Source organism: Bacillus sp. FSL M8-0350 (genome assembly GCF_038593345.1).
In the GTDB taxonomy this organism is placed as follows: Bacteria; Bacillota; Bacilli; order Bacillales; family Bacillaceae; genus Bacillus; species Bacillus safensis.
On the sequence record NZ_CP151985.1, the window covers coordinates 28,026 to 54,943 of the forward strand.

A 26,918-nucleotide genomic window follows, 5' to 3' on the forward strand; every position below is an offset into this window, starting at 1 on the left:
ATGACGAAAGATGAACAGTTTATGCAAGAAGCCATTTCTGAAGCCTTAAAAGCAGAACAAATAGGGGAAGTGCCGATTGGTGCGATCATTGTTGTTGATGATCAAATTGTGAGCCGGGCTCATAATTTAAGGGAAAGTGAGCAGCGTTCGATTGCACATGCAGAATTACTTGCTATTGATGAAGCATGTAAAGCGACAGGGAGCTGGCGTTTAGAAGATGCTGTGCTTTACGTTACGCTTGAGCCATGCCCAATGTGTGCGGGTGCTATTGTTCTCTCTAGAGTGAAAAAGGTCGTTTTTGGTGCATACGATCCAAAAGGTGGATGCGCAGGTACTTTAATGAATTTACTGGATGATGAACGGTTCAATCATCAGTCTGAGGTCATCGGTGGTGTACTTGAAAATGAGTGTGGTGAGCTGTTAAGTCAGTTCTTCCGAAATCTCCGTCAGCGAAAGAAACAAGCCAAAAGTAAATGAATGGATGCCGTTTGCAATTTGAGCTATAAGAAGGTATACTTATGTCTGCGTCACTAACAATTTAATATTCATTTTGCCGTGCTAAGCGGGGAGGTAGCGGTGCCCTGTACTCGCAATCCGCTCTAGCGAGGCCGAATCCCTTCTCGAGGTTCGTTTACTTCAAGGTCTGCCTTAAATAAGTGGTGTTGACGTCTGGGTCCTGCGCAATGGGAATTCATGAACCATGTCAGGTCCGGAAGGAAGCAGCATTAAGTGAAACCTCTCATGTGCCGCAGGGTTGCCTGGGCCGAGCTAACTGTTTAAGTAACGCTTGGGGTAGCGAATCGACAGAAGGTGCACGGTAAATCAATATTAAATGTAACTCATCTAGTTTAACTAGGTGAGTTTTTTGTTGCTGTTCAAAGAATAGCTGAATTGCTTTGGTTATACAAATAGATAAAAAGTCTTTTTGGTTCCATTTGTTTGTTTCACTAATCGCGATAAGAACTGGTGTTCTATTTGGGGTTTCGGGTCTTTTTACAAAGCTAGAAAATACGTTTTTAATGCATGGAAAGTAGAAAATCTATAGTCGAAATCATCTTTTTGGCATATTAGAAAATAAAGGTGTGCTTTTGAATTGATCGGTGCATCATGTATAATGAAAAAGATGATAAATGGAGGAGGGCGTATTTGTGAGTTATCAAGCTTTATATCGAGTGTTCAGACCTCAAGTTTTTGAGGATGTTGTTGGACAAGAACACATCACAAAAACGTTGCAAAATGCCCTTTTGCAGAAAAAGTTTTCTCATGCTTACTTATTTTCAGGTCCTAGAGGAACAGGTAAAACAAGTGCTGCCAAAATCTTTGCTAAGGCAGTGAACTGTGAAAAGTCACCTGTTAGTGAGCCGTGTAATGCATGTGATGCCTGTAAAGGGATTACAAACGGTTCAATTTCAGACGTGATTGAAATAGATGCTGCCTCGAATAACGGGGTAGATGAAATCCGTGATATACGTGATAAAGTGAAATTTGCTCCTTCGGCGGTTACGTATAAGGTTTATATTATAGATGAAGTACATATGCTCTCTATCGGTGCATTTAATGCCCTCCTTAAAACGCTGGAAGAACCGCCTGCTCATTGTATCTTTATTTTGGCTACCACAGAGCCCCATAAGATTCCTCTTACCATCATATCTCGTTGTCAGCGATTTGATTTCAAACGAATCACGACTAAAGATATTGTTGGAAGAATGGAGAAAATTGTAGATGCAGAAGGCCTTAACGTACAGGAGGATTCGCTCGAGATTATTGCTAGTGCAGCTGATGGCGGTATGCGTGATGCACTAAGTCTCTTGGATCAAGCGATTTCATTTAGTGGTGAACAATTGACAATTGATGATGCGCTGCTCATTACAGGTGCTGTATCTCAGCATTTCATTAGTCAGCTTGCTGAAGCAATTTTTGATCAAAATATTGCGACAGCGTTAGATACATTAAATGAGTTGCTCCAGCAGGGGAAAGATGCTGCTAAATTAATAGAGGATATGATTTTTTACTTTAGAGATATGCTGCTTTATAAAACGGCACCAGATCTCGAGGGGGTCCTTGAAAAGGTAAAGGTCGACGAAAGTTTCGTGGCGCTGTCAGATCGTGTGACACCTCAATTTCTGTATGAAACCATTGAAGTCCTGAATAAAAGCCACCAAGAAATGAAATGGACAAATCATCCAAGGATTTTCTTTGAGGTAGCTGTTGTAAAGCTGTGTCAGTCAACAGCAGGATTGACACAAGGTCATGCTGACGCTGATTTAACTGCGCTAACAGATAAAATAAACAGGCTGGAACAGGAACTATCAAGGCTAAGAGCCGAAGGTGTACCAATGTCTCCATCTCATAGTCCTCAAGAAAAAAAGGAAGCGCCTCGACCACAAACAAGTAACAAAAATGGCTATCGTGCTCCTGTCGGCCGAATTCATGAGATTCTAAAAGAAGCGAAACGGCCTGAGTTAGAAAAAATTAAAGGCAAATGGGGAGAGCTCCTTGCCCAGTTGAAACAGCAGAATAAGGTGTCTCACGCTGCGTTATTAACGGACAGTGAGCCAGTTGCGGCTGCTTCGCATGCCTTTGTTTTAAAATTCAAATTTGAAATACATTGTAAAATGGTTGCTGAAGATAAAAGTGGTGTTCGGACCAATCTTGAACAACTGCTAGAGTCTATGTTAGGAAAAAGAGTGGAATTAGTTGGCGTTCCTGACGCTCAATGGGGTAAAATAAGAGAAGAATTTTTAAGAGATCATCAGCCGGATGAACAAGCAGATGGTCAGGAAACTTCTTCTGAAGAGGATCCATTGATTGCGGAAGCAAAGAAATTAGTAGGAACCGATTTAATTGAAATTAAAGATTAATAAAAATGAAAGAGAGTGGTGTTCATATGCGCGGTGGAATGGGAAATATGCAAAAAATGATGAAACAAATGCAAAAAATGCAAAAGGATATGGCGAAGGCTCAAGAAGAGCTTGCAGAAAAAGTCCTTGAAGGTACAGCTGGTGGCGGTATGGTCACTGTAAAAGTAAATGGACAAAAAGAAGTCGTTGATGTAGCAATTAATGAAGAAGTTGTTGATCCAGAAGATATCGATATGCTTCAAGATCTTGTACTTGCTGCGACAAACGATGCATTGAAAAAAGTCGATGAGCTAACGAATGAAACGATGGGTCAATTCACAAAAGGAATGAACATGCCAGGTTTATTCTAGGAGGAATAACTGAAGATGCAATATCCTGAACCAATATCAAAGCTGATTGACAGCTTTATGAAATTGCCAGGAATCGGACCGAAAACTGCGGTCCGTCTGGCTTTTTTTGTTCTTAGTATGCAAGAAGATGTCGTACTAGATTTTGCGAAGGCGCTTGTAAATGCAAAGCGTAATTTAACTTATTGTTCGGTATGCGGTCATATCACAGACCAAGATCCTTGCTATATTTGTGAAGATACAAGAAGAGATCAATCTGTTATCTGTGTAGTGCAGGATCCAAAAGATGTAATCGCAATGGAAAAAATGAAAGAATACAACGGCTTATATCATGTGCTTCATGGTGCCATTTCGCCAATGGACGGAATTGGCCCAGAGGATATTAAAATTCCTGACCTATTAAAAAGATTGCAAGACGATCAAGTGACAGAGGTGATCCTTGCAACCAATCCAAACATTGAAGGAGAAGCAACAGCCATGTATATCTCCAGATTGTTAAAACCATCAGGAATTAAACTCTCTCGCATTGCTCACGGACTTCCAGTAGGCGGGGATTTAGAGTATGCGGATGAAGTTACACTGTCTAAGGCTCTAGAAGGCAGACGTGAGATGTAGGAAGGAGAAGTACGGTACATGGGTTTTCTTCGCAGAAAATCAATTCGAAAAGAATTCGATGAGAAATTAATTCAACAGCTTTTTAAGCAAAAGGAAGAATGGAACAGACAAAAAAAGCTTGTCGCAAATAGCGTTGAGCCTTCACCGGACATTCTATTCGAATTAAAGCTTGCTCAAGCGAAGTACTTTTTCTATCTGAGAGAAGCGAAAAAGAGGAATTTACGTTTAAACAACTGGAAATAGCAGGTCTATTATACATAGTCCTCTCATATGCTTGTACTATTCATATGAAGAGGAGATGAGAGGATTATGGAACCTGTTATTGTGATCGGGTCAATTTTGCTAGCTGTGCTATTGTTGTTTATGTCAGGTGTGCAGGCGAATCCATTCAAATGGTTAGGGCTTATCGGAGTGAAGTTTGTAGCAGGCGCTCTTTTTTTATTTTGCCTCAACCTATTTGGCGAGAGTCTAGGATTACATGTCTCTATTAACCCTGTAACGAGTGGAATTAGTGGTTTATTGGGTATTCCGGGCGTAGCAGCTTTAATCGTCATTGAAAAGTTTATTATTTAATGAAAAATATTGTTGACTTTGATTGGATAGGGTGGTAAATTAATATACGTCGCTGATGACGAAGAAACGAAAAAACATAATAACAAAAAAAGTTGTTGACACTAACAACTTGGATGTGATAAGATGTTCTAGTCGCTTCTGAAGCGGTAAACAAGTTCTTTGAAAACTAAACAAGACAAAACGTACCTGTTAATTCGAGTTTTTATTAAAAAAATCCTATGATACTTCATAGGTAGTCAGTCAAACTGGCGAAAAGCAAAACTTCGGTTTTGCACTTTTTCGGAGAGTTTGATCCTGGCTCAGGACGAACGCTGGCGGCGTGCCTAATACATGCAAGTCGAGCGGACAGAAGGGAGCTTGCTCCCGGATGTTAGCGGCGGACGGGTGAGTAACACGTGGGTAACCTGCCTGTAAGACTGGGATAACTCCGGGAAACCGGAGCTAATACCGGATAGTTCCTTGAACCGCATGGTTCAAGGATGAAAGACGGTTTCGGCTGTCACTTACAGATGGACCCGCGGCGCATTAGCTAGTTGGTGGGGTAATGGCTCACCAAGGCGACGATGCGTAGCCGACCTGAGAGGGTGATCGGCCACACTGGGACTGAGACACGGCCCAGACTCCTACGGGAGGCAGCAGTAGGGAATCTTCCGCAATGGACGAAAGTCTGACGGAGCAACGCCGCGTGAGTGATGAAGGTTTTCGGATCGTAAAGCTCTGTTGTTAGGGAAGAACAAGTGCGAGAGTAACTGCTCGCACCTTGACGGTACCTAACCAGAAAGCCACGGCTAACTACGTGCCAGCAGCCGCGGTAATACGTAGGTGGCAAGCGTTGTCCGGAATTATTGGGCGTAAAGGGCTCGCAGGCGGTTTCTTAAGTCTGATGTGAAAGCCCCCGGCTCAACCGGGGAGGGTCATTGGAAACTGGGAAACTTGAGTGCAGAAGAGGAGAGTGGAATTCCACGTGTAGCGGTGAAATGCGTAGAGATGTGGAGGAACACCAGTGGCGAAGGCGACTCTCTGGTCTGTAACTGACGCTGAGGAGCGAAAGCGTGGGGAGCGAACAGGATTAGATACCCTGGTAGTCCACGCCGTAAACGATGAGTGCTAAGTGTTAGGGGGTTTCCGCCCCTTAGTGCTGCAGCTAACGCATTAAGCACTCCGCCTGGGGAGTACGGTCGCAAGACTGAAACTCAAAGGAATTGACGGGGGCCCGCACAAGCGGTGGAGCATGTGGTTTAATTCGAAGCAACGCGAAGAACCTTACCAGGTCTTGACATCCTCTGACAACCCTAGAGATAGGGCTTTCCCTTCGGGGACAGAGTGACAGGTGGTGCATGGTTGTCGTCAGCTCGTGTCGTGAGATGTTGGGTTAAGTCCCGCAACGAGCGCAACCCTTGATCTTAGTTGCCAGCATTCAGTTGGGCACTCTAAGGTGACTGCCGGTGACAAACCGGAGGAAGGTGGGGATGACGTCAAATCATCATGCCCCTTATGACCTGGGCTACACACGTGCTACAATGGACAGAACAAAGGGCTGCAAGACCGCAAGGTTTAGCCAATCCCATAAATCTGTTCTCAGTTCGGATCGCAGTCTGCAACTCGACTGCGTGAAGCTGGAATCGCTAGTAATCGCGGATCAGCATGCCGCGGTGAATACGTTCCCGGGCCTTGTACACACCGCCCGTCACACCACGAGAGTTTGCAACACCCGAAGTCGGTGAGGTAACCTTTATGGAGCCAGCCGCCGAAGGTGGGGCAGATGATTGGGGTGAAGTCGTAACAAGGTAGCCGTATCGGAAGGTGCGGCTGGATCACCTCCTTTCTAAGGATATATGGAGCAGCGTACGTTTTCGTCTTGTTTAGTTTTGAAGGAACTTGCAAAAGATCCTACAACATCATATCTTCGATATGAAAGATGGGCCTGTAGCTCAGCTGGTTAGAGCGCACGCCTGATAAGCGTGAGGTCGGTGGTTCGAGTCCACTCAGGCCCACCATCTTCTATTAAATCGGGGCCTTAGCTCAGCTGGGAGAGCGCCTGCCTTGCACGCAGGAGGTCAGCGGTTCGATCCCGCTAGGCTCCACCAACGTGTTCTTTGAAAACTAGATAACAATAAGTAATACATTCACATTGAATGCAATGCAAAGTTCATCACACATAGTGATTCTTTCTAAAGTAAGAAATGGTTAAGTTAGAAAGGGCGCACGGTGGATGCCTTGGCACTAGGAGCCGATGAAGGACGGGACGAACACCGATATGCTTCGGGGAGCTGTAAGCAAGCTTTGATCCGGAGATTTCCGAATGGGGAAACCCACTGCTCGTAATGGAGTAGTATCCATACTTGAATACATAGAGTATGAGAAGGCATACCCGGGGAACTGAAACATCTAAGTACCCGGAGGAAGAGAAAGCAAATGCGATTCCCTGAGTAGCGGCGAGCGAAACGGGAACAGCCCAAACCAAGAGGCTTGCCTCTTGGGGTTGTAGGACACTCTATACGGAGTTACAAAGGAATGATATAAGCGAAGAGGTCTGGAAAGGCCCGCCAAAGAAGGTAACAGCCCTGTAACTGAAATGTCGTTCTCTCCAGAGTGGATCCTGAGTACGGCGGAACACGTGAAATTCCGTCGGAATCCGGGAGGACCATCTCCCAAGGCTAAATACTCCCTAGTGACCGATAGTGAACCAGTACCGTGAGGGAAAGGTGAAAAGCACCCCGGAAGGGGAGTGAAATAGATCCTGAAACCGTGTGCCTACAAGTAGTCAGAGCCCGTTAACGGGTGATGGCGTGCCTTTTGTAGAATGAACCGGCGAGTTACGATCCCGTGCAAGGTTAAGCAGAAGATGCGGAGCCGCAGCGAAAGCGAGTCTGAATAGGGCGCATGAGTACGTGGTCGTAGACCCGAAACCAGGTGATCTACCCATGTCCAGGGTGAAGTTCAGGTAACACTGAATGGAGGCCCGAACCCACGCACGTTGAAAAGTGCGGGGATGAGGTGTGGGTAGGGGTGAAATGCCAATCGAACCTGGAGATAGCTGGTTCTCTCCGAAATAGCTTTAGGGCTAGCCTCAAGGTAAGAGTCTCGGAGGTAGAGCACTGATTGGACTAGGGGCCCCTACCGGGTTACCGAATTCAGTCAAACTCCGAATGCCGATGACTTATCCTTGGGAGTCAGACTGCGAGTGATAAGATCCGTAGTCGAAAGGGAAACAGCCCAGACCGCCAGCTAAGGTCCCAAAGTATACGTTAAGTGGAAAAGGATGTGGAGTTGCTTAGACAACCAGGATGTTGGCTTAGAAGCAGCCACCATTTAAAGAGTGCGTAATAGCTCACTGGTCGAGTGACTCTGCGCCGAAAATGTACCGGGGCTAAACGTATCACCGAAGCTGCGGACTGTTCTGACGAACAGTGGTAGGAGAGCGTTCTAAGGGCTGTGAAGCCAGACCGGAAGGACTGGTGGAGCGCTTAGAAGTGAGAATGCCGGTATGAGTAGCGAAAGACGGGTGAGAATCCCGTCCACCGAATGCCTAAGGTTTCCTGAGGAAGGCTCGTCCGCTCAGGGTTAGTCGGGACCTAAGCCGAGGCCGAAAGGCGTAGGCGATGGACAACAGGTTGATATTCCTGTACCACCTCCTCACCATTTGAGCAATGGGGGGACGCAGGAGGATAGGGTAAGCGCGGTATTGGATATCCGCGTCCAAGCAGTTAGGCTGGGAAATAGGCAAATCCGTTTCCCGTAAAGGCTGAGCTGTGATGGCGAGCGAAATTTAGTAGCGAAGTTCCTGATTCCACACTGCCAAGAAAAGCCTCTAGCGAGGTGAGAGGTGCCCGTACCGCAAACCGACACAGGTAGGCGAGGAGAGAATCCTAAGGTGATCGAGAGAACTCTCGTTAAGGAACTCGGCAAAATGACCCCGTAACTTCGGGAGAAGGGGTGCTTCTTAGGGTGTTAAAGCCCCGAGAAGCCGCAGTGAATAGGCCCAGGCGACTGTTTAGCAAAAACACAGGTCTCTGCGAAGCCGTAAGGCGAAGTATAGGGGCTGACGCCTGCCCGGTGCTGGAAGGTTAAGAGGAGCGCTTAGCGTAAGCGAAGGTGCGAATTGAAGCCCCAGTAAACGGCGGCCGTAACTATAACGGTCCTAAGGTAGCGAAATTCCTTGTCGGGTAAGTTCCGACCCGCACGAAAGGCGCAACGATCTGGGCACTGTCTCAACGAGAGACTCGGTGAAATTATAGTACCTGTGAAGATGCAGGTTACCCGCGACAGGACGGAAAGACCCCGTGGAGCTTTACTGCAGCCTGATATTGAATGTTGGTACAGCTTGTACAGGATAGGTAGGAGCCTTGGAAACCGGAGCGCTAGCTTCGGTGGAGGCATCGGTGGGATACTACCCTGGCTGTATTGACCTTCTAACCCGCTGCCCTTATCGGGCAGGGAGACAGTGTCAGGTGGGCAGTTTGACTGGGGCGGTCGCCTCCTAAAATGTAACGGAGGCGCCCAAAGGTTCCCTCAGAATGGTTGGAAATCATTCGCAGAGTGTAAAGGCACAAGGGAGCTTGACTGCGAGACCTACAAGTCGAGCAGGGACGAAAGTCGGGCTTAGTGATCCGGTGGTTCCGCATGGAAGGGCCATCGCTCAACGGATAAAAGCTACCCCGGGGATAACAGGCTTATCTCCCCCAAGAGTCCACATCGACGGGGAGGTTTGGCACCTCGATGTCGGCTCATCGCATCCTGGGGCTGTAGTCGGTCCCAAGGGTTGGGCTGTTCGCCCATTAAAGCGGTACGCGAGCTGGGTTCAGAACGTCGTGAGACAGTTCGGTCCCTATCCGTCGCGGGCGCAGGAAATTTGAGAGGAGCTGTCCTTAGTACGAGAGGACCGGGATGGACGCACCGCTGGTGTACCAGTTGTTCTGCCAAGGGCATCGCTGGGTAGCTATGTGCGGACGGGATAAGTGCTGAAAGCATCTAAGCATGAAGCCCCCCTCAAGATGAGATTTCCCATTCCGCAAGGAAGTAAGATCCCTGAAAGATGATCAGGTTGATAGGTCTGAGGTGGAAGCGTGGTGACACGTGGAGCTGACAGATACTAATAGATCGAGGACTTAACCTATATTCTAATGTGAAGCATGAACATTGTTATCTAGTTTTGAGAGAACATTCTCTCCATCAGGTTTGGTGGCGATAGCGAAGAGGTCACACCCGTTCCCATACCGAACACGGAAGTTAAGCTCTTCAGCGCCGATGGTAGTTGGGGGTTTCCCCCTGTGAGAGTAGGACGCCGCCAAGCTTCTATTAGGATCAGTTCCAGTCGGAACTGGTCTTTTTTGTGTTTTAAGAAAAGGAACAAACACTCGATCTGACATGGATACATATACTAAACTACCATCTAAAACATTCTCAATTTTGTATACAATTGAAAGCGCTAGGGCATACTGAAGCTATAAGTGGAGGTGTCACAATGAGCAAAAAAGAGCGAGAAGCGATTTGTTTGATTTGTGAAGAGAAAAAAACAAAGGGAATTTATTTATATCATCAGTTTTTGTGCCGAGAATGTGAGAGAAAGTTAATTTCTACATCGACCTCGGATCCTAGCTATGCCGATTATGTTAGAAAGCTAAAAAATCTTCATACACCGCCTTTGTATTCATAGACCATTAGATGGTCTTTTTTTATGATCTATGGAGGATTGGGCCTGTTTTTTGGAACTTAGTTTGGACATCATCCGTAATTAATAATAAGATAAACAGAGAGCCTGATTATTCATAGGAGTCGATGAACATGAAATCAATCTTTTATACATTTATATGGGCCATCCTCTCTACTTTTTTTTCGCTTGTGATTTTAACCGTCAGTATTGGGGTTTTCCATCATCATGTTGGACTATCGATACTGTATGCGATGATGGGGTGGGGCGTAATGTTTGCAGGGAGCAGATGGGTTGCTTTCCAGTTGTTTTTAAAGAAACACGGACTGTCTCGTAGTGATTATGTATATATCAAACAGCATTTAAAAGAAGCAGGACAAAAGCTCGTACGTTTAAAGAAGGCTTTATTTGCTGTGAAGAACGTACAGACGATCAAACATAATTATGAAATTCTCCGACTTGCACGACGAATCTATACGATTACAAAAAAAGAGCCGACCCGATTTTATGATGTACAGCGTTTTTATTTTGAAAGCTTGGATTCTGTCGTTGAACTAACTGAAAAATATGCACTATTGTATAACCAGCCTGATCGCAGTCATGAGTTGGAAATGACACTAAGCCAAACTCGAGTGACGCTGACAGAGCTGCAAAAGCAATTGACGAATGATTTGCAGCAAGTATTAGGAAGAGACATAGAAGCCCTTCATATTGAGCTTGAAGTGGCAGATAAAATGATAAAGAAATAATGAAAGGAGTCAAACGCAATGAAACCAGAAGATCACATCCCAACATCATCTGCTGCCACTACAGATCTTCAGTTTCAAGTGTTTGATACCTTATCTGATGAGGAGAAACAAGAAGCCTTGCAGCGTGCTGAGCAAATCCCTGACAATCCGCAAAAGCTGCTTTTCTATGGTACACGTGTTCAGGAACGATTATTGGAACAATCACAACAAATGATGAAATATGTTGAGAAAAAAGATATCGATCAAATAGGAGACGTGCTTGAGGCCTTTTTGCACCAGCTCCAAGTAGTAGAACCGGAGGACTTACTGCCAAAGAAGCAGGGCTTTTTTTCGAAGTTATTTCGGCGGGAGAAGCGTTCTACTCAGGAAATCATATCGCGTTTTCAACATGCAAAATCACAGATCGAGAGATTATCAGCAAGGCTTCGTTACGCAAAAGGCGGATTAATTTCCGATCACATGTTATTAGAGCGTTTATTTGAAGAAAATCAAACCTTTTTCCAAGAGATGACGCTGCAGGTTGCAGCAGTTGAAGCGAAAATGACAGATTTAGAGAAGCAGATCATATCAGAAACGGAGCAGACTGGTAATCGGACTATAGAGGAGCAATTGATGAGTCAGGAAGTCAATGCAGAAGAATATATGGAGAGGTTGAAAGAACGGAAATATGATTTGCTGCTAAGCCGGCAAATTGCGTTGCAATGTAATGCCCAAATTCGAATGATCCAGCATACGAATCATACATTGGCCAATCAGATTCAATCAACTGTTTCTGCATCTATTCCTCTATGGATCAACCAAATGTCGATTGCGTTAACCCATATTCAGCAGCGTGCCAATTCAGCTCTTGAGAATCGAATCAAAAAAACATATGAAAAGGTATCAAAGCAGCAGGGGGAGCTTCTTGAAGATGCAGCTTTTGCACCTATAGATACGTTGAAAAAGGTTCAACGCCAATTAGCTGAAACCTTACAGGAAACGTTACAGGTGAAAGAGCATGGAAGCCAAGAGCGAGCCCAATTGAAAAACAGCATGTATGAGGCAGAACAGCAGATGACGAATCACCAGCCAATTAAGGAATGAGAATCCATCTTTCGGTTCCCTTGTATGAACGTTATAATAGACATAAGATATCGTTAAAGTGAAAAGGGTCGATTTGTTTGAAAACACCTTTATATACAGCATTAGCACAACATGCGGAAAAGAAACCTTATTCTTTCCACGTTCCAGGACATCACAATGGAGATGTCTTTTTTGATGAGGCACGGACTTATTATGACTCAATTCTTCAGCTGGATGTAACAGAGCTTGAAGGGTTAGATGATCTCCATCATCCAACTGGTGTTATTCAAGAGGCTGAACATTTATTGGCAAAGCTATATGGATCAGATCAAAGCTTTTTCCTTGTGAATGGGACAACTGTCGGAAATTTAGCGATGGTGATGGCAGCCTGTCGTGCGGGAGATGAGATTTTCGTCCAGCGAAATTGTCATAAGTCTGTTTACCATGCGATTGAGCTTGCAGGAGCCACGCCTATTCTGATAGAAGCTGAGGTAGATCCACACCTGCATGTACCAACACATGTGACGGATGAAACAGTCAAAAAAGCCATAGCCAAACATCCTAATTGCCGGGCGATCGTTTTGACTTATCCGAACTACTACGGACATGCAGCTGATTTATCAAAGCTGATTGACATGTGCCACGAAGCAGGCATGATCGTTTTGGTTGATGAGGCACATGGTGCACATTTTGTATTAGGCGGCGCTTTTCCCCCATCTGCTCTTTCCTATGGAGCTGACGTGGTGGTACAATCAGCACATAAAACCCTTCCGGCCATGACGATGGGATCCTACCTTCATCTACAGGGGGAGCGAATGGATGCAAAACGTTTGAAAACATTCCTCACGATGCTTCAAAGCAGTTCTCCATCCTATCCAATTATGGCCTCATTAGATGTGGCAAGGGCCTATGTCGAGGAGATCAAGAAAAAAGGGATCTTGGATGGAATCATGAAAGAGCTGGCAGAGCTGAAAAATGAGTTCAATCGTATACCGCAGCTTGAAGTGATCGAGTCTGAATTGCTTTCTAACGATCCATTAAAATGTGTGATTCGATCAACAAAAGGGCTGACTGGTTATGAACTAAAACGAGTACTTGAATCAGTGGAGGTTCACCCAGAGCTTGCCGACGAACATCAGGTTTTACTTATCTTTGGTTTAGAACAGAAGAAGGATATTCCTTTTAAACAGATAGAGCAGGCCCTTAATCAAAGCGATTCATTGCTCAAGCTCAAAGGAAAAGATCATTTCCAAAGAGAGGCGCCGGCTAATGACAACGATGAGCATAGACAGGATATAGAAGCCGTCCCATTTGAACATGCAGCAGGACGGGTTAGTGCAGAATCGGTTATTCCATATCCACCGGGTATACCTTTGATCGTTAAAGGAGAGCGTATTGAAATCGATCAGATTGCGGCTTTAAGCCGTTTGCTTGGACATCAGGTTCATGTTCAAGCCAGTCAGGTGATTCATCAGAGAAAATTATATGTTTATATAGAAGAGGAGACACTATGAGCGGTATGTTTATTACGTTTGAAGGGCCAGAGGGTGCTGGAAAAACGACAGTGATTCGAAAAGTGTATGAAGAAATGGAACGCCAAGGATATGCAGTGATGGCGACACGTGAGCCTGGCGGCATTGACATTGCAGAGCAGATACGTGAAGTCATTTTAAATGAAAAAAACACCAAAATGGATGCGAAAACAGAAGCTTTGCTGTATGCAGCCGCAAGAAGGCAGCATTTGGCTGAGAAGGTAGAACCGGCATTACAGCGCGGGCAGACGGTTTTATGTGATCGTTTTGTTGATAGCTCCCTTGCTTATCAAGGCTATGCGAGAGGGCTTGGGATTGAAGAAGTAAAGTCAATTAACGACTTTGCTATCAATGGCACGATGCCGCAAATGACCATTTATTTTTCTATTACACCTGAGGAAGGGCTAAAGCGAATTGATGCCAACCAGGGAAGAGAAAAGAATCGATTAGACATGGAGACGCTGAATTTCCACCAGCTTGTCAGAGAAGGCTATGAACTGCTTATTGCACAATCGCCAGAACGATTCCGTGTAGTGGATGCGTCTCAGCCGATGCAGGCTGTCTATGAAGAAGTCCTTCAATTGATTCAGGACACATTAAAGCAAAATCAAATATGACCTAATTCCCAATCGTTGTTATAATATAGAGGAAGACATCGGCATGTCATCTGTGCCTAAAATAAAGGAGGCCAATCAAATGAAATTAATTGTTGCCGTTGTACAGGACCAAGATAGCAGCAAGTTGTTGAAAATATTGACTGAACATCATTTCGGCGTGACAAAATTAGCTTCAACTGGTGGGTTTTTAAAGTCTGGGAATACGACTTTTATTATTGGTTGTGATGATGTCCGGGTGGATAAAGCATTACAGCTTATAAAAGAAAATTGCCGTAAACGTGATCAAATGATCGCGCCTGTCTCCCCAATGGGTGGAAATGCAGATTCATACGTACCATACCCTGTTGAGGTTGAAGTTGGCGGAGCTACTGTTTTTATTCTGCCAGTTGAACAATTTCATCAATTTTAAGGATGGGTTGCTGTGAAAATTAATCAAGATATGCGGCTGCGTTTAGAAAAGCGTGAACTTCAAGCGATGAAAGGAAGCCAGACATCTGCCTCCTTTAAAGCTTCGATGGAAACGCAAAGCGGCAAACTGCGCTTAGAACAGCTGACGGTCATGCTGAGTGATATCGAAGTGTTCGGGAAAAAGCTCGCAAAGTCACGAAACCTAAAGGATTTGGCTAGGTTTAAAGGACTGGTGAAGCGCTTTGTGAAAGAGACAGTCGATAATGGACTAAATATAGAAACATCAAGGAGCTTTGACATTTATGGCAACACACGTACACTTGCTTTGGTCAAAGCCTTAGATGAAAAGCTGATTGAATTAACCGAGGAAATGATGGATCAAGAGAAACCATCTATTGATTTACTTGAACGTATTGGAGAAATAAAAGGTTTATTGATTAACCTTTACACATAGAGAGTGATAACATGGCAATTAGCTGGGATGACATGAATGATTTGCAGCCGCGCGTCATGCGGCTGATTTTTAATAGTATTGATAAAGACCGACTTGCGCACGCCTACTTATTTGAAGGAAAAAAAGGAACCGGAAAACTGGATGCAGCGATGCTTTTGGCTAAGAGCTTTTTTTGTTTGGAATCAGGAGTGAAACCATGTGAATCCTGTCAAAACTGCAAAAGGATTGCATCAGGAAACCATCCCGATATACATCTTGTGCAGCCTGATGGCCAATCAATTAAAAAGGCGCAAGTGCAGGCATTGCAAGAGGAATTTACAAAAGCAGGTGTAGAATCTCACCGGAAAATGTATATTATTCTTCATGCGGACAAAATGACGGTCAATGCCGCGAACAGTTTATTGAAGTTCCTAGAGGAGCCTAATCGGGAAACGATGGCGGTTTTAATCACTGAGCAATCGCATAAAATGCTGGATACGATTATTTCAAGATGTCAGATGCTCAGCTTTCAGCCGCTGCAGCCACAATCCTTAGAGCAGCAGCTTTTACAAGAAGGCGTATCTCAGCATCTCGCAAGGCTTTTGTCGAATTTAACCAATAATTTAGCAGAAGCACTCGAATTAAGTCGAAATGATCAGTTTGCAGAGTCTAGAGCGAAAGTGATAAAATTGTATGAAGTCTTACACCAGCGAAAAGAACATGCATTTTTTTATATACAGGATCAATGGATGCCTTTTTTCAAAGAGAAAGACCTTCAAGAAACAGGTCTGGATATGCTTTTATTTATATATCGTGATGTATTGTCGATTCAAATAGGAAATGAAGATAAAGTCATTTATCAAGACTTATTCCAGACAATGAAGCAGCATGCGCTGCATTCCACACAGCAGATGGTGACCAGCCAGATCCTTGCTGTATTAGAAGCGAAAAAGAGACTTCAATCCAACGTGAATGCCCAAGGGCTGATGGAGCAATTGGTGTTGATGTTGCAGGAGGGATAAGCTTGTACAACGTAATTGGTGTTCGCTTTAAAAAAGCGGGCAAAATCTATTATTTCGATCCTAATGGATTTCATATAGAAAATGATAGTTGTGTCATTGTAGAAACGGTTAGAGGGGTTGAGTACGGACAAGTGGTCATTGCCAACAAAAAAGTAGATGAACACGATGTGGTTCTCCCTCTGCGTAAAGTCATTCGTGTAGCAGACGAACGTGACCGGCTCATCGTTGAGGAAAACAAAGAAGCAGCGATGACAGCCTTTGATACATGTCTTCAGAAAGTAAGTGAACATGGGCTGGAAATGAAATTGGTTGATGTTGAATTTACATTTGACCGAAACAAGGTCATCTTCTACTTCACAGCAGATGGCAGAGTTGATTTCCGTGAGCTAGTGAAGGATCTTGCATCAATCTTCAAAACGAGAATTGAACTTCGCCAGATTGGTGTAAGAGACGAGGCAAAAATGCTTGGCGGCATTGGGCCTTGCGGGCGAATGCTTTGCTGTTCGACATTTTTAGGAGACTTTGAACCAGTGTCTATTAAGATGGCAAAGGATCAAAACTTGTCGTTAAATCCGACAAAAATTTCAGGACTTTGCGGCCGTTTGATGTGCTGCTTGAAATATGAGAATGATGAGTATGAAACAGCGAAGGAACAATTACCGGATATCGGCGAAACGATTCAAACGTCTAATGGCTCTGCCAAGGTAGTAGGGCTCAATATTTTAGAACGAATTTTGCAAGTTGAATTAACCGGGCAAGAAAAAGTGATAGAATATACATGGGAAGAATTATTACAAGAAGGCGTTGTATCTGCACAAACAACTGAGTAACGAGGTGTGCCACCTTGGATAAAAAGGAACTATTTGATACGGTGATTAATTTAGAAGAACAAATCGGTTCTCTTTATCGCCAGTTAGGTGATTTGAAAAATCATATCGGTGAAGTGATTGAAGAAAATCATCAGCTGCAGATGGAGAATCAGCACTTGCGTGAACGTCTGGATCAGTCCGATCGAGACAAATCGTCTGAGGCAGAGAATGATTCTGCCCAGAAGCCAAGTCATTCTGATATAGGAGAAGGTCATGATAACCTGGCCCGGTTATATCAGGAGGGCTTCCATATTTGTAATGTACATTATGGAAGCATTCGTAAAGAGGGAGACTGTTTGTTCTGTCTGTCATTTTTAAATAAAAAATGAGAAAAGGCTTCCGCTGAATCGGGAGCCTTTTTCACAGGAAAAGAAAGGATACATCATGGTTTCGTTAAGAGAAGATGAACGTTTAGATTACCTGCTCGCCGAAGATATGAAGATTATACAAAGTAAAACTGTGTTTGCCTTTTCATTGGACGCAGTGTTATTAGCTAAATTTGCGTATGTACCGATCCAAAAAGGGGAGATCATTGATCTTTGTACCGGAAACGGTATCGTGCCATTGCTGCTTTCGACTCGTTCTAAGGCCTCGATTACGGGTGTTGAAATTCAAGAACGGCTGTTTGATATGGCAAAAAGAAGTGTGGAGTATAATCAACTTGCGCACCAGATTGAATTGATTCATGGTGATTTGAATGATATGCCGGAACGCTACGGCAACCATAAAGTTGATGTGATTACATGTAACCCGCCATATTTTAAAACACCTTCTAAGGATGAAATCAATGAAAATGAATATTTGGCGATTGCACGGCATGAAATTCATTGTACATTAGAAGATGTCATTCGTGTTTCTTCCACGCTGCTAAAGCAAGGGGGAAAACTGGCGATGGTTCATCGACCAGGACGGCTGCTTGAGATAGTGGAATTAATGAAGAAATACCGAATTGAGCCAAAACGAATTCAATTTGTTTATCCCAAACAAGGGAAAGAAGCCAATACCATCTTGGTAGAGGGCATAAAAGATGGAAAACCAGATCTGAAAATTCTCCCGCCTCTTTTTGTTTATGGGGAAGATCAGGAGTATACAGATGAAATCAGGACGATACTGTATGGAGAAGCATAATCATTACTTCTATGTATTAAAATGTGCAGATGGCAGCCTGTATGCGGGTTATACAAATGATTTACAAAAGAGATTGATGACCCACAATAGTGGAAAGGGAGCAAAGTATACAAGAGCGAGACGGCCGGTTGAGCTTTTTTATCATGAATGTTTTGCAACCAAAAGAGAAGCCATGCAGCAAGAATATCGTTTCAAAACGTGGACGCGGAAAAAGAAAGACATTTATATAGAAGAAATGCGAATAGAAAAGGAGGCGGCACATGAAAAAGACACAGAAAAGCTTTGATGGTCAATCTGGTATGGGGATTCTTTATCTTGTCCCAACCCCGATCGGAAATCTAGAAGATATGACGTTCCGAGCGATACAAACATTAAAAGATGTAGACTATATTGCCGCAGAAGATACAAGGCAAACGAAAAAGCTTTGTCATGTATACGAAATTGATACACCCTTAACCAGCTACCATGAGCATAACAAAGACAGCAGCGGCCACAAGTTAATCGAATGGCTAAAAGAAGGGAAAAATATCGCACTCGTGAGTGATGCCGGTTTACCGACGATTTCAGATCCAGGGGCCGAAGTGGTTCGAGATTTTACTAGCATTGGGGGCTATGTCATTCCGTTACCTGGCGCTAATGCTGCACTAACGGCACTCATTGCATCAGGAATCGCGCCTCAGCCATTTTTCTTTTACGGTTTTCTCGACCGTCAAAAAAAAGAAAAGAAAAAGCAGCTTGAAGCCTTGAAGAAACGTCAAGAAACGATCATTTTCTATGAAGCACCCCATCGATTAAAAGAAACGCTGACTTTGATGAAGGAAGTGTGGGGGAATCGGAACATCGCAATTACGAGAGAACTGACGAAAAAATTCGAAGAGTTTATTCGTGGAGATTTAGAGTCTGTGCTGACATGGGCTGCGGAGAATCAAATCCGAGGTGAATTCTGTCTTGTGGTACAAGGAAATGATCAAGCTGAAGAAGAGCTGAATGAAGAAGCTTGGTGGACGTCCTTATCTGAAAAAGAACATGTGATCCATTACATAGAGGAAGGATTAACGTCGAAGGAAGCCATTAAACGTACAGCTGTCGAACGTGGTGTGCCAAAGCGCACGATATACGATGCCTATCATATTGAACAATAAAGAAAGGTTCTTGCAAACGGTGCAAGAACCTTTTTTATATGAACCTTATTTTTGTGATTGAAGTTGGTTTTGGATTTCGTTAATGATTTGCTCTGCACCTTCACGGCTAAGAACTAATTTACCATTAGCAAGCTTAAGGTTATCGTCTGATACTTCACCTGTTACTTGGCAAGTCATGTTTGGTTTATATTTTTTTAGGATAATTTTTTCATCATCAACATAAATTTCCAAAGCGTCTTTTTCAGCGATTCCTAACGTACGGCGAAGTTCGATTGGAATCACCACGCGTCCTAATTCGTCAACTTTACGTACAATACCTGTAGATTTCATCTTCATTCTCCTCCCAAAAAGAACTTATTCTTAATATAATATTATCTTCGTCATTATTCGACAAATTCCTTACATTCCTAGCATAACAAGGTTTCCATAAATCGTCAATCATTTTGTTTACTATTGTTTGTAAAATATGACTCTTAAAGTCAAAAGACCTTGAAACTACTGGTGTATAAGGATTTTGTAGGCTTTTTCTATGAAAATATAAGAAATGACGAGATCAGATTAACAAGACTTTTGCCCTAATTTAGCCAATTGTAAATCTGGAAATAGATTTCATACGACAATATTCGACAAAATGTCGACGGGTTTGTCGTTTTTTTCGAAAAACTCATCTTTTTCGATCATTTCATCTTGTTCTATGTATATATGCTTGATCTTAAAGGCTAAGATGGTATCATAGAGAAAGCACAAGTGCAAAATTGAATGAATTGATCTGACACATTTTCATGTAATGATGATAACCGCTCTCGTCCATTGGGCGGGAGTTTTTGACATTTACACACACGCAGGAGGTTCCGACATGCCAGAAAAGAAAAAAACGTTTTATCTGACAACACCTATTTACTATCCGAGCGGAAAATTACATATTGGACATGCTTATACGACAGTAGCAGGAGATGCTATGGCTCGTTATAAACGTCTTCAAGGCTATGATGTGATGTATTTAACAGGTACAGATGAGCACGGACAAAAAATTCAGCAAAAAGCTGAAGAACAAAATATCACACCGATCGAGTATTTAGATCCAGTTGTTGAAGACATTCAATCATTATGGAAGAAACTCGACATTTCTAATGATGACTTCATCCGTACAACGGAAAAAAGACATACGAAAATCATTGAACAAGTCTTCCAAAAACTACTTGATCAAGGCGATATTTATTTAGATCAATATGAGGGCTGGTACAGTATTCCTGATGAGACATTCTATACAGAAACACAGCTTGTTGATGTTGAGCGTAATGAGAAAGGGGAAGTCATTGGCGGGAAAAGCCCTGACAGCGGCCACCCTGTTGAATTAATTAAAGAAGAATCATATTTCTTCCGCATGAGTAAGTATGCGGACCGTTTGCTCGATTATTACGAAAAAAATCCATCGTTTATTCAGCCTGAATCAAGAAAGAATGAAATGATTAATAACTTCATTAAACCAGGTTTAGAGGATTTAGCAGTATCAAGAACAACCTTTGATTGGGGAATTAAAGTTCCTAACAATCCAAAACACGTCATTTATGTATGGATTGATGCGTTGTTCAACTATTTAACTGCGATTGGCTATGGAACAGATCAAGATGAAAAATATAAAAAATATTGGCCTGCCAACGTACATCTCGTAGGAAAAGAAATTGTACGCTTCCATACGATTTATTGGCCGATTATGCTGATGGCATTAGATCTGCCTCTGCCGAAACAAATTTTCGCACACGGCTGGCTGCTCATGAAAGATGGCAAAATGTCTAAATCAAAAGGGAATGTGGTAGATCCGGTCACATTAATTGATCGCTATGGCCTCGATGCCCTTCGTTATTATCTGCTTCGCGAAGTACCATTTGGTGCAGATGGTGTGTTTACACCAGAAGGATTCGTGGAACGTGTAAACTATGACCTTGCTAATGATTTAGGTAACTTGCTTAATCGTACAGTTGCGATGGTGCAAAAATATTTTGACGGCACTTTAAGCAACTATAAGGGTCCTGTTAATGAGTTTGATGAGGAGCTGAAAGCAGTAGCTGAGCAAACAGTCAAAGCCTATGAAGAGGCGATGGAAAACCTTGAATTCTCTGTGGCTCTTTCAAATGTTTGGACATTAATCAGCAGAACCAATAAATATATTGATCAAACAGCTCCATGGGTGCTGGCAAAGGATGAAACAAAACGAAAAGAACTGCATTCTGTTATGTATCATTTAGCAGAATCACTTCGAATCACAGCAGTACTCTTAACGCCATTCCTAACGAAAACACCTGAGAAAATCTTCTTCCAGCTTGGAATTGAAGAAGAGAAACTCAAAAGCTGGGATAGTATCCTATCATTTGGTGCGATTCAACAAGCGACGGTACAAAAAGGAGAGCCTTTGTTCCCGCGTTTAGAGGTTGAAGAAGAAGTAGCCTACATTAAAGAAAAAATGCAGGGAAGTGCACCTAAGGTAGAAGAAGAGAAAGTGGAAATCGAAGAAACGGAATTACCTGAGCTGGGAGCAGAAATTGCATTTGATGATTTCTCAAAAGTTGATCTTCGAGTTGCACAGGTATTGGAAGCAGCTCCAGTTAAAAAAGCGGATCGTCTCTTAAAGCTTCAGCTTGATTTTGGATTTGAAAAAAGACAAATAGTCTCTGGGATTGCCAAGCACTATCAACCAGAGGAATTAGTAGGGAAGAAGCTTGTTTGCGTAGCGAATCTTACACCAGTTAAACTCCGAGGGGAAATTTCCCAGGGAATGATTTTAACAGGAGAAACTGGCGGGAAATTGCAGGTTCTTGAAGTAGATCAATCTCTAGCAAATGGAACAAAAATTTTATAAATTAACAAAGGTGTTCCACGTGTAACATTTCGTCGAACACCTTTTGTTTTTAGGAGAATTGTCGAAAGGAGCAATCAACCATGTTATTTGATACACATGCCCACTTAAATGCAGAACAATACAATGAAGACTTAGAGCAGGTGATCGAAAGAGCGAAAAGCGAAAAAGTTGAGAAAATCGTGGTGGTAGGGTTTGACCGCCCAACCATTACGAGGGCGATGGAGTTAATTGAAGAGTATGATTTCATATATGCAGCTATCGGCTGGCATCCAGTCGATGCTATTGATATGACAGATGAGGATTTGGCTTGGATCAAAGATTTATCTCAACACGAAAAAGTGGTTGCAATTGGAGAAATGGGTCTGGATTACTATTGGGACAAGTCGCCAAAAGATGTGCAAAAGGAAGTATTTAGACGCCAAATTGCTCTTGCGAAGGAAGTGAAGCTTCCAATCGTTATTCATAATCGTGACGCAACGGAAGATGTCGTGACGATTTTAAAGGAAGAGGGAGCAGCTGAGGTTGGAGGTATTATGCACTGCTTTACTGGCAGTCTGGAAACTGCAAAAGCGTGTATGGAGATGAACTTTTATATTTCATTCGGTGGACCCGTGACATTTAAAAATGCCAAAAAGCCAAAGGAAGTTGTAAAGGAGATACCAAGTGACAAGCTTTTGATTGAAACAGACTGCCCATACTTAACGCCAGTGCCATTTAGAGGGAAACGTAATGAGCCAAGTTATGTCAAATATATCGCGGAACAGATTGCGGAGCTGAGAGAAATCAGCTTTGAAGAGCTTGCTGAATTGACAACAAAAAATGCAAAAAAAGTTTTCCGTATAAACTGACAGTATATGATGTCAATCCTTGTTTAAGCTTGTCCAATTGTGAAACATAACGAAAAAGTTCTACACGTTTGCGCCTCCTCATAGGATAAGTTGTCGATAAGTCTTTCTTCCCTTCCTTCCATAAATCTCCCATAATAGGTTTACAATCGAGCATTTTTGTACAGTGGGTGGAAGGGTTGACAGGTTTTGAGATACTCTATATAATCTCTCCGAGGAGAAGGAGGCGTTTTTCATCGTACAAAAAATGAAAAATCTGTTTTCTGTGAAGCTAGGAAAAGGCAAGGTTTTATTACTAGTTGTTTGCTTGCTTTTAGCTGGAACTGGAACGGCTTACGGTGCGCATGAGCTCACTAAGCAGTCTATTACCATTTCAATCAATGGTAAAGAGAAGACAATTCGTACACATGAAGAGACAGTAGCACAGCTGCTTTCAGACCTTGGCATAAGGACCAAGGCGGAGGATCATATCTCTCCAAGTCTAAATACAAAGATTCAAGACAATATGAACATTGTGTATGATGCGGCTATACCGGTTCATCTGACCCTAGATGGGAAAGAGAAAACGATATGGACTACAGATCAGACGGTTGGAGCATTATTGAAGAATGAGAAGATAGATATAGGGAAGCACGATCAAGTAACACCAGGAAAGAATGACAAGTTAAAAAAGGATATGAATCTTGTGGTTCAGCAGGCCTTCCAGGTCAGCTTAAATGATGGAGGAAAAGATAAAAAAGTGTGGACCACTTCGACTACGGTCGCTGACTTTTTAAAGCAACAAGAGCTAAAGCTCAAGAAGCACGATAAGATCAAGCCTGCGTTACATAGTAACCTTTCTAAAAAGAGCGCAGATATAAAGATCACTCGGGTGGAAAAGGTCACCGATGTAGTGGAAGAGAAAATTGCTTTTGATACCAAACATAAAAAGGATCATTCTCTTGAAAAAGGGAAAGAGAAGGTACTTAAAAAAGGTGAAGAAGGTAAATTGAAGAAGCACTATGCCATTGTGAAAGAAAACGGCAAAGTGGTGTCTAAAGAATTGATTAAAGAAGTGACCGAAAAAGATAGTAAGGACCGCTTAGTGGCCATTGGTACACAAGTGGCCAAAAAGGAGCCTACAGCGTCCCCTGCGGTTTCACGAAGCAATGAATCGTCAGGAAAAGAATTTTATGTAGCATCAACAGCCTATACAGCGGGCTGTGCTGGATGTACGGGCAGAACGTCTACAGGCTTTGATTTAAAAGCGAATCCGGGTGCAAAGGTCATAGCAGTTGATCCGAGTGTCATTCCGCTGGGCTCAAAAGTGTATGTGGAAGGCTATGGATATGCCGTTGCATCAGACACTGGATCTGCTATAAAAGGGAATAAAATTGATGTGTTCGTCCCAAGTAAGTCGGCAGCTTATCAATGGGGAAATAAACGAGTAAAAATTAGAGTACTCAAATAAACACATCAAATCATTTATATGAACAGAGGGCTTTGCGCACCCTCTGTTTTTTTGGTTATAATAGAAGCACTGTTTTCTAATTAATTAGACGCAAAAGCAGCATGAAAGGTTTCGTTTTTTTAACCAAAAAATGTAGATTGTTTTTGCAAGCGGAGGAATACATGAAAATCAAAGAAATCATTGTGGTGGAGGGTCGTGATGACACTGCCAGAGTGAAGATGGCAGTGGATGCAGATACGATCGAAACAAACGGATCTGCCATTGGCGATACAGTCATTCAACAAGTGCGTCTTGCTCAGGAGACGAGAGGGGTCATTATTTTAACAGATCCTGATTTTCCTGGTGAGAAGATCCGTAAAACCATCGCAGAGGCAGTTCCTGGCTGTAAGCATGCTTTTTTGCCAAAACATCTTGCGAAGGCGAAGCGGGATAAAGGAATTGGTGTCGAACATGCTTCCTTGGACAGTATTCGGGAATGTCTTGCCCATGTCCATGAAGAAATGGAAGTAACGGAAAGTGACATTACTTTAGATGACTTATTTGACGCAGGTCTTATCGGAGGCGAAGCATCGAAACGCCGCCGCGAACGACTAGGAGTGCTTTTAAATATAGGATATACCAATGCGAAGCAGCTGCAAAAGCGCCTTCACATGTTCCAAATAACCAAACATGATTTTATTGCGGCCTTAAAGACCGTCATGCAGGAGGAAGCCGATGAATAAAGATATTGCGACACCCGTCAGAACGAAGGAAATACTGAAGAAGTACGGTTTCTCTTTTAAAAAGAGCTTGGGGCAGAACTTCTTAATTGATACAAATATTTTAGATCGCATTGTCGATCACGCGGAGGTTACAGATGAGACCGGCGTCATTGAAATTGGGCCTGGTATCGGCGCATTGACAGAGCAGCTCGCTAAACGTGCAAAGAAAGTCACCGCTTTTGAAATCGATCAGCGTTTATTGCCTATTTTAAACGATACGCTCTCTCCATATGATAATGTCACGATCATTCATCAAGATGTATTAAAAGCCGATGTGAGAAAGGTCATCGAGGAGAATTTTGCTGACTGTAAAGAAGTGATGGTCGTAGCCAACCTTCCATATTACGTGACAACACCGATTATTATGAAATTGCTTGAAGAAAACCTTCCATTGAAAGGGATTGTGGTCATGCTGCAAAAAGAAGTAGCAGATCGTATGGCAGCTGCCCCTTCATCAAAGGAATATAATTCACTGTCTATCGCAGTTCAATTTTATACCGAAGCAAAAACGGTGATGGTTGTGCCTAAAACGGTTTTTGTTCCTCAGCCCAATGTTGATTCGGCTGTGATTAAGCTGACTGTTCGTGAAACGCCTGCTGTCTCAGTAGAAAATGATGCGTTTTTCTTTCAATTGATCCGAGCAAGCTTTGGCCAGCGCCGGAAAACATTGATGAATAATTTGATGAACAATCTCCCTGATGGAAAAAAACATAAAGCCATCATCGAAGAAGCACTTCAAACAGCAGATATTGATGGAAAGCGCCGCGGAGAATCATTATCCATTGAGGAATTTGCCCGTTTGTCGAATGTTTTACAAAAAGCCCTATCGTAAGGGCTTTTTTCTTTTGTTTTTCACCACTTCAACTGTTCGGGCATAGGCTAGAAAGAACAGCATATATGAAAGACGATACCAACAGGATATGAGCCTGATTGTGGAGTGAACAGCATGCAATTTCAAATAGGAGATATGGTGACGAGGGCATCCTATCAAATGGATATTATGTTTCGAATCATTCGAATTGATGAGACAGATCAGCACGAAGCCACTGCCATATTGCATGGGAATGAAGTAAGGCTGATTGCTGATGCTAAGATGTCGGATCTCGTCTTAATTCAAAAAGAGGAGCAGCTGACAAGGGAAAAGGACGACGAACGGAAAATTAACGAATCGCTCGACTTACTAAGACAGGATTATCAGCTGCTGCGTGAAAAACAAGAGTATTATACATCTGGACAATATCAGCATCAGGAGCAGTATTTTCACATGCCTGGAAAGGTCCTTCATTTAGATGGAGATGCTTCATACTTAAAGAAATGCTTAGATGTATATGAACGAATTGGTGTACCTGTGTACGGAGTGCATTGTCATGAGAAGAAAATGCCAAGCGTGATCGATTCGTTACTTGATCAATATCGGCCTGATATTTTGGTCATTACAGGGCATGATGCGTATTCCAAGCAAAAGGGCGGCGTAAATGATATCGGTGCCTATCGCCATTCTCGTCATTTCGTTGAGACGGTTCAAAAAGCAAGAAAGAAAATTCCTCATTTAGATCAGCTTGTGATCTTTGCAGGCGCCTGTCAATCTTATTTCGAATCATTGATCCAAGCAGGTGCCAATTTTGCAAGCTCACCTTCACGTGTGAACATCCATGCGCTCGATCCCGTCTATATCGTTGCGAAGATCAGCTTCACTCCATTTGTAGATCGAATCAATGTGTGGGATGTGCTTCGTAATACATTAACAAGAGAAAAAGGTCTCGGAGGCATCGAGACGAAGGGTGTTTTAAGGGTAGGTATGCCATATAAAAAAGACCATGAATCGACATAACCCGACTGATTTCAGTCTGGTTTTTTTTATGTGTAAAAAGAAATTTCAAACGGATACATAATTCACCGGAATTTGAGAAAAATAGGGAGGAGAAAAGGTAGAAGTTTGTCAAAATTATTTTGTTGACAATGGCTCGTGTTGGTTGATATAATTTAATTTTTATTTG

Annotated in this window: 26 protein-coding genes, 2 tRNA genes, 3 rRNA genes and 1 other RNA gene; 31 read left to right on the top strand and 1 reads right to left on the bottom strand. The window is 42.9% G+C overall.

Annotated elements, in window-relative coordinates:
- The 25 genes from tadA (at window position 1) to rsmI (ending at window position 19,008) form a co-directional block, all read left to right on the top strand.
- Window positions 1-477, top strand: a complete 477-nt coding sequence (tadA, locus tag NSS80_RS00130) for a tRNA adenosine(34) deaminase TadA (RefSeq protein ID WP_034284264.1) — start codon at window positions 1-3, stop codon at window positions 475-477.
- A 76-nt stretch (window positions 478-553) separates the two neighbouring features.
- Window positions 554-818: signal recognition particle sRNA large type (gene ffs, locus NSS80_RS00135), an RNA gene on the top strand.
- Window positions 819-1,148: 330 nt separating this feature from the next.
- Entirely contained in the window at window positions 1,149-2,861 is a 1,713-nt protein-coding gene (gene dnaX, locus NSS80_RS00140; protein ID WP_041115172.1) for a DNA polymerase III subunit gamma/tau, read from the top strand.
- Window positions 2,862-2,887: 26 nt separating this feature from the next.
- Window positions 2,888-3,211 carry a YbaB/EbfC family nucleoid-associated protein gene (locus tag NSS80_RS00145; protein WP_008342011.1) on the top strand — a complete coding sequence of 108 codons (324 nt, stop codon included), beginning with the start codon at window positions 2,888-2,890 and terminating at the stop codon, window positions 3,209-3,211.
- A 15-nt stretch (window positions 3,212-3,226) separates the two neighbouring features.
- Window positions 3,227-3,823: a recombination protein RecR gene (gene recR / locus NSS80_RS00150; protein ID WP_003218094.1), complete on the top strand. Its 597-nt coding sequence runs from the start codon at window positions 3,227-3,229 to the stop codon at window positions 3,821-3,823.
- A gap of 18 nt (window positions 3,824-3,841) precedes the next feature.
- On the top strand, window positions 3,842-4,066 hold the full coding sequence (locus NSS80_RS00155) for a YaaL family protein (RefSeq protein ID WP_024425764.1): 225 nt from the start codon (window positions 3,842-3,844) through the stop codon (window positions 4,064-4,066).
- Between the two features lie 66 nt (window positions 4,067-4,132).
- Window positions 4,133-4,396: a pro-sigmaK processing inhibitor BofA family protein gene (locus NSS80_RS00160; protein ID WP_034284261.1), complete on the top strand. Its 264-nt coding sequence runs from the start codon at window positions 4,133-4,135 to the stop codon at window positions 4,394-4,396.
- Window positions 4,397-4,672: 276 nt separating this feature from the next.
- A 16S ribosomal RNA gene (locus NSS80_RS00165) occupies window positions 4,673-6,221 on the top strand.
- Window positions 6,222-6,316: 95 nt separating this feature from the next.
- Window positions 6,317-6,393, top strand: a tRNA-Ile gene (locus NSS80_RS00170).
- Window positions 6,394-6,407: 14 nt separating this feature from the next.
- Window positions 6,408-6,483, top strand: a tRNA-Ala gene (locus NSS80_RS00175).
- Window positions 6,484-6,581: 98 nt separating this feature from the next.
- Window positions 6,582-9,512: ribosomal RNA gene (locus tag NSS80_RS00180) — 23S ribosomal RNA — on the top strand.
- A 61-nt stretch (window positions 9,513-9,573) separates the two neighbouring features.
- A 5S ribosomal RNA gene (gene rrf, locus NSS80_RS00185) occupies window positions 9,574-9,689 on the top strand.
- Together the 16S, 23S and 5S rRNA genes with 2 tRNA genes alongside form the textbook arrangement of a ribosomal RNA operon.
- A gap of 171 nt (window positions 9,690-9,860) precedes the next feature.
- Complete coding sequence (locus tag NSS80_RS00190) at window positions 9,861-10,052, top strand: sigma factor G inhibitor Gin (protein WP_024425620.1); 192 nt, start codon at window positions 9,861-9,863, stop codon at window positions 10,050-10,052.
- A gap of 128 nt (window positions 10,053-10,180) precedes the next feature.
- Window positions 10,181-10,795, top strand: coding sequence for a 5-bromo-4-chloroindolyl phosphate hydrolysis family protein (locus NSS80_RS00195; RefSeq protein WP_041115189.1), 615 nt, complete (start codon window positions 10,181-10,183; stop codon window positions 10,793-10,795).
- 18 nt (window positions 10,796-10,813) lie between these two features.
- Complete coding sequence (locus NSS80_RS00200; protein WP_041115191.1) at window positions 10,814-11,878, top strand: toxic anion resistance protein; 1,065 nt, start codon at window positions 10,814-10,816, stop codon at window positions 11,876-11,878.
- A 77-nt stretch (window positions 11,879-11,955) separates the two neighbouring features.
- Window positions 11,956-13,371, top strand: coding sequence for an aminotransferase class I/II-fold pyridoxal phosphate-dependent enzyme (locus tag NSS80_RS00205; protein ID WP_041115193.1), 1,416 nt, complete (start codon window positions 11,956-11,958; stop codon window positions 13,369-13,371).
- Window positions 13,368-14,006 carry a dTMP kinase gene (gene tmk / locus NSS80_RS00210; protein ID WP_024427207.1) on the top strand — a complete coding sequence of 213 codons (639 nt, stop codon included), beginning with the start codon at window positions 13,368-13,370 and terminating at the stop codon, window positions 14,004-14,006. The genes NSS80_RS00205 and tmk overlap by 4 nt, the downstream gene beginning before the upstream one ends.
- 79 nt (window positions 14,007-14,085) lie before the next feature.
- Window positions 14,086-14,415, top strand: coding sequence for a cyclic-di-AMP receptor (locus NSS80_RS00215; protein WP_024425625.1), 330 nt, complete (start codon window positions 14,086-14,088; stop codon window positions 14,413-14,415).
- Between the two features lie 12 nt (window positions 14,416-14,427).
- Window positions 14,428-14,868, top strand: coding sequence for a YaaR family protein (locus NSS80_RS00220; RefSeq protein ID WP_024425626.1), 441 nt, complete (start codon window positions 14,428-14,430; stop codon window positions 14,866-14,868).
- 11 nt (window positions 14,869-14,879) lie between these two features.
- Window positions 14,880-15,869, top strand: a complete 990-nt coding sequence (gene holB, locus NSS80_RS00225; RefSeq protein ID WP_034624445.1) for a DNA polymerase III subunit delta' — start codon at window positions 14,880-14,882, stop codon at window positions 15,867-15,869.
- Window positions 15,870-15,871: 2 nt separating this feature from the next.
- Entirely contained in the window at window positions 15,872-16,699 is an 828-nt protein-coding gene (locus NSS80_RS00230; RefSeq protein WP_024425628.1) for a stage 0 sporulation family protein, read from the top strand.
- Between the two features lie 14 nt (window positions 16,700-16,713).
- The gene (gene yabA, locus NSS80_RS00235) at window positions 16,714-17,067 is read left to right on the top strand and encodes a DNA replication initiation control protein YabA (RefSeq protein ID WP_024425629.1); all 354 of its coding nucleotides are present in this window, start codon (window positions 16,714-16,716) and stop codon (window positions 17,065-17,067) included.
- A 55-nt stretch (window positions 17,068-17,122) separates the two neighbouring features.
- Complete coding sequence (locus NSS80_RS00240; RefSeq protein WP_024427205.1) at window positions 17,123-17,866, top strand: tRNA1(Val) (adenine(37)-N6)-methyltransferase; 744 nt, start codon at window positions 17,123-17,125, stop codon at window positions 17,864-17,866.
- A complete protein-coding gene (locus tag NSS80_RS00245; protein WP_034284140.1) occupies window positions 17,853-18,152 on the top strand; it encodes a GIY-YIG nuclease family protein in 300 nt (99 codons plus the stop codon). Before NSS80_RS00240 ends, NSS80_RS00245 begins: the two co-directional genes overlap by 14 nt.
- Window positions 18,127-19,008, top strand: a complete 882-nt coding sequence (gene rsmI / locus NSS80_RS00250) for a 16S rRNA (cytidine(1402)-2'-O)-methyltransferase (protein WP_034284141.1) — start codon at window positions 18,127-18,129, stop codon at window positions 19,006-19,008. Before NSS80_RS00245 ends, rsmI begins: the two co-directional genes overlap by 26 nt.
- 45 nt (window positions 19,009-19,053) lie before the next feature.
- Here the strand turns inward: rsmI and NSS80_RS00255 are convergent, their stop codons facing one another.
- Complete coding sequence (locus tag NSS80_RS00255) at window positions 19,054-19,344, bottom strand: AbrB/MazE/SpoVT family DNA-binding domain-containing protein (RefSeq protein WP_087975202.1); 291 nt, start codon at window positions 19,342-19,344, stop codon at window positions 19,054-19,056.
- Window positions 19,345-19,864: 520 nt separating this feature from the next.
- Between NSS80_RS00255 and metG the strand changes: the two genes are divergently transcribed.
- From metG to yabG, 6 genes are all read left to right on the top strand, one after another.
- Complete coding sequence (gene metG / locus NSS80_RS00260) at window positions 19,865-21,865, top strand: methionine--tRNA ligase (RefSeq protein ID WP_041115197.1); 2,001 nt, start codon at window positions 19,865-19,867, stop codon at window positions 21,863-21,865.
- Window positions 21,866-21,945: 80 nt separating this feature from the next.
- Complete coding sequence (locus tag NSS80_RS00265) at window positions 21,946-22,713, top strand: TatD family hydrolase (RefSeq protein WP_024425634.1); 768 nt, start codon at window positions 21,946-21,948, stop codon at window positions 22,711-22,713.
- Window positions 22,714-22,957: 244 nt separating this feature from the next.
- Window positions 22,958-24,160 (top strand): G5 and 3D domain-containing protein, encoded by a 1,203-nt coding sequence (locus NSS80_RS00270; protein WP_034284147.1) that lies wholly within the window; start codon window positions 22,958-22,960, stop codon window positions 24,158-24,160.
- A gap of 161 nt (window positions 24,161-24,321) precedes the next feature.
- On the top strand, window positions 24,322-24,882 hold the full coding sequence (rnmV, locus tag NSS80_RS00275; protein ID WP_024427200.1) for a ribonuclease M5: 561 nt from the start codon (window positions 24,322-24,324) through the stop codon (window positions 24,880-24,882).
- Window positions 24,875-25,753, top strand: a complete 879-nt coding sequence (gene rsmA, locus NSS80_RS00280) for a 16S rRNA (adenine(1518)-N(6)/adenine(1519)-N(6))-dimethyltransferase RsmA (protein ID WP_034284149.1) — start codon at window positions 24,875-24,877, stop codon at window positions 25,751-25,753. The genes rnmV and rsmA overlap by 8 nt, the downstream gene beginning before the upstream one ends.
- 114 nt (window positions 25,754-25,867) lie before the next feature.
- The gene (yabG, locus tag NSS80_RS00285; RefSeq protein ID WP_041115201.1) at window positions 25,868-26,752 is read left to right on the top strand and encodes a sporulation peptidase YabG; all 885 of its coding nucleotides are present in this window, start codon (window positions 25,868-25,870) and stop codon (window positions 26,750-26,752) included.
- Window positions 26,753-26,918 lie beyond the last annotated feature (166 nt).

Excerpts from the sequence above, each read along its gene's own strand:
- tadA (WP_034284264.1), top strand. The coding sequence starts at position 1 with ATGACGAAAGATGAACAGTTTATGCAAGAAGCCATTTCTGAAGCCTTA.
- NSS80_RS00145 (WP_008342011.1), top strand. The coding sequence starts at position 2,888 with ATGCGCGGTGGAATGGGAAATATGCAAAAAATGATGAAACAAATGCAA.
- recR (WP_003218094.1), top strand. The coding sequence starts at position 3,227 with ATGCAATATCCTGAACCAATATCAAAGCTGATTGACAGCTTTATGAAA.
- NSS80_RS00155 (WP_024425764.1), top strand. The coding sequence starts at position 3,842 with ATGGGTTTTCTTCGCAGAAAATCAATTCGAAAAGAATTCGATGAGAAA.
- NSS80_RS00160 (WP_034284261.1), top strand. The coding sequence starts at position 4,133 with ATGGAACCTGTTATTGTGATCGGGTCAATTTTGCTAGCTGTGCTATTG.
- NSS80_RS00190 (WP_024425620.1), top strand. The coding sequence starts at position 9,861 with ATGAGCAAAAAAGAGCGAGAAGCGATTTGTTTGATTTGTGAAGAGAAA.
- NSS80_RS00195 (WP_041115189.1), top strand. The coding sequence starts at position 10,181 with ATGAAATCAATCTTTTATACATTTATATGGGCCATCCTCTCTACTTTT.
- NSS80_RS00200 (WP_041115191.1), top strand. The coding sequence starts at position 10,814 with ATGAAACCAGAAGATCACATCCCAACATCATCTGCTGCCACTACAGAT.
- tmk (WP_024427207.1), top strand. The coding sequence starts at position 13,368 with ATGAGCGGTATGTTTATTACGTTTGAAGGGCCAGAGGGTGCTGGAAAA.
- NSS80_RS00215 (WP_024425625.1), top strand. The coding sequence starts at position 14,086 with ATGAAATTAATTGTTGCCGTTGTACAGGACCAAGATAGCAGCAAGTTG.
- holB (WP_034624445.1), top strand. The coding sequence starts at position 14,880 with ATGGCAATTAGCTGGGATGACATGAATGATTTGCAGCCGCGCGTCATG.
- NSS80_RS00240 (WP_024427205.1), top strand. The coding sequence starts at position 17,123 with ATGGTTTCGTTAAGAGAAGATGAACGTTTAGATTACCTGCTCGCCGAA.
- NSS80_RS00245 (WP_034284140.1), top strand. The coding sequence starts at position 17,853 with ATGGAGAAGCATAATCATTACTTCTATGTATTAAAATGTGCAGATGGC.
- rsmI (WP_034284141.1), top strand. The coding sequence starts at position 18,127 with ATGAAAAAGACACAGAAAAGCTTTGATGGTCAATCTGGTATGGGGATT.
- NSS80_RS00255 (WP_087975202.1), bottom strand. The coding sequence starts at position 19,344 with ATGAAGATGAAATCTACAGGTATTGTACGTAAAGTTGACGAATTAGGA.
- metG (WP_041115197.1), top strand. The coding sequence starts at position 19,865 with ATGCCAGAAAAGAAAAAAACGTTTTATCTGACAACACCTATTTACTAT.
- NSS80_RS00265 (WP_024425634.1), top strand. The coding sequence starts at position 21,946 with ATGTTATTTGATACACATGCCCACTTAAATGCAGAACAATACAATGAA.
- NSS80_RS00270 (WP_034284147.1), top strand. The coding sequence starts at position 22,958 with ATGAAAAATCTGTTTTCTGTGAAGCTAGGAAAAGGCAAGGTTTTATTA.
- rnmV (WP_024427200.1), top strand. The coding sequence starts at position 24,322 with ATGAAAATCAAAGAAATCATTGTGGTGGAGGGTCGTGATGACACTGCC.
- rsmA (WP_034284149.1), top strand. The coding sequence starts at position 24,875 with ATGAATAAAGATATTGCGACACCCGTCAGAACGAAGGAAATACTGAAG.
- yabG (WP_041115201.1), top strand. The coding sequence starts at position 25,868 with ATGCAATTTCAAATAGGAGATATGGTGACGAGGGCATCCTATCAAATG.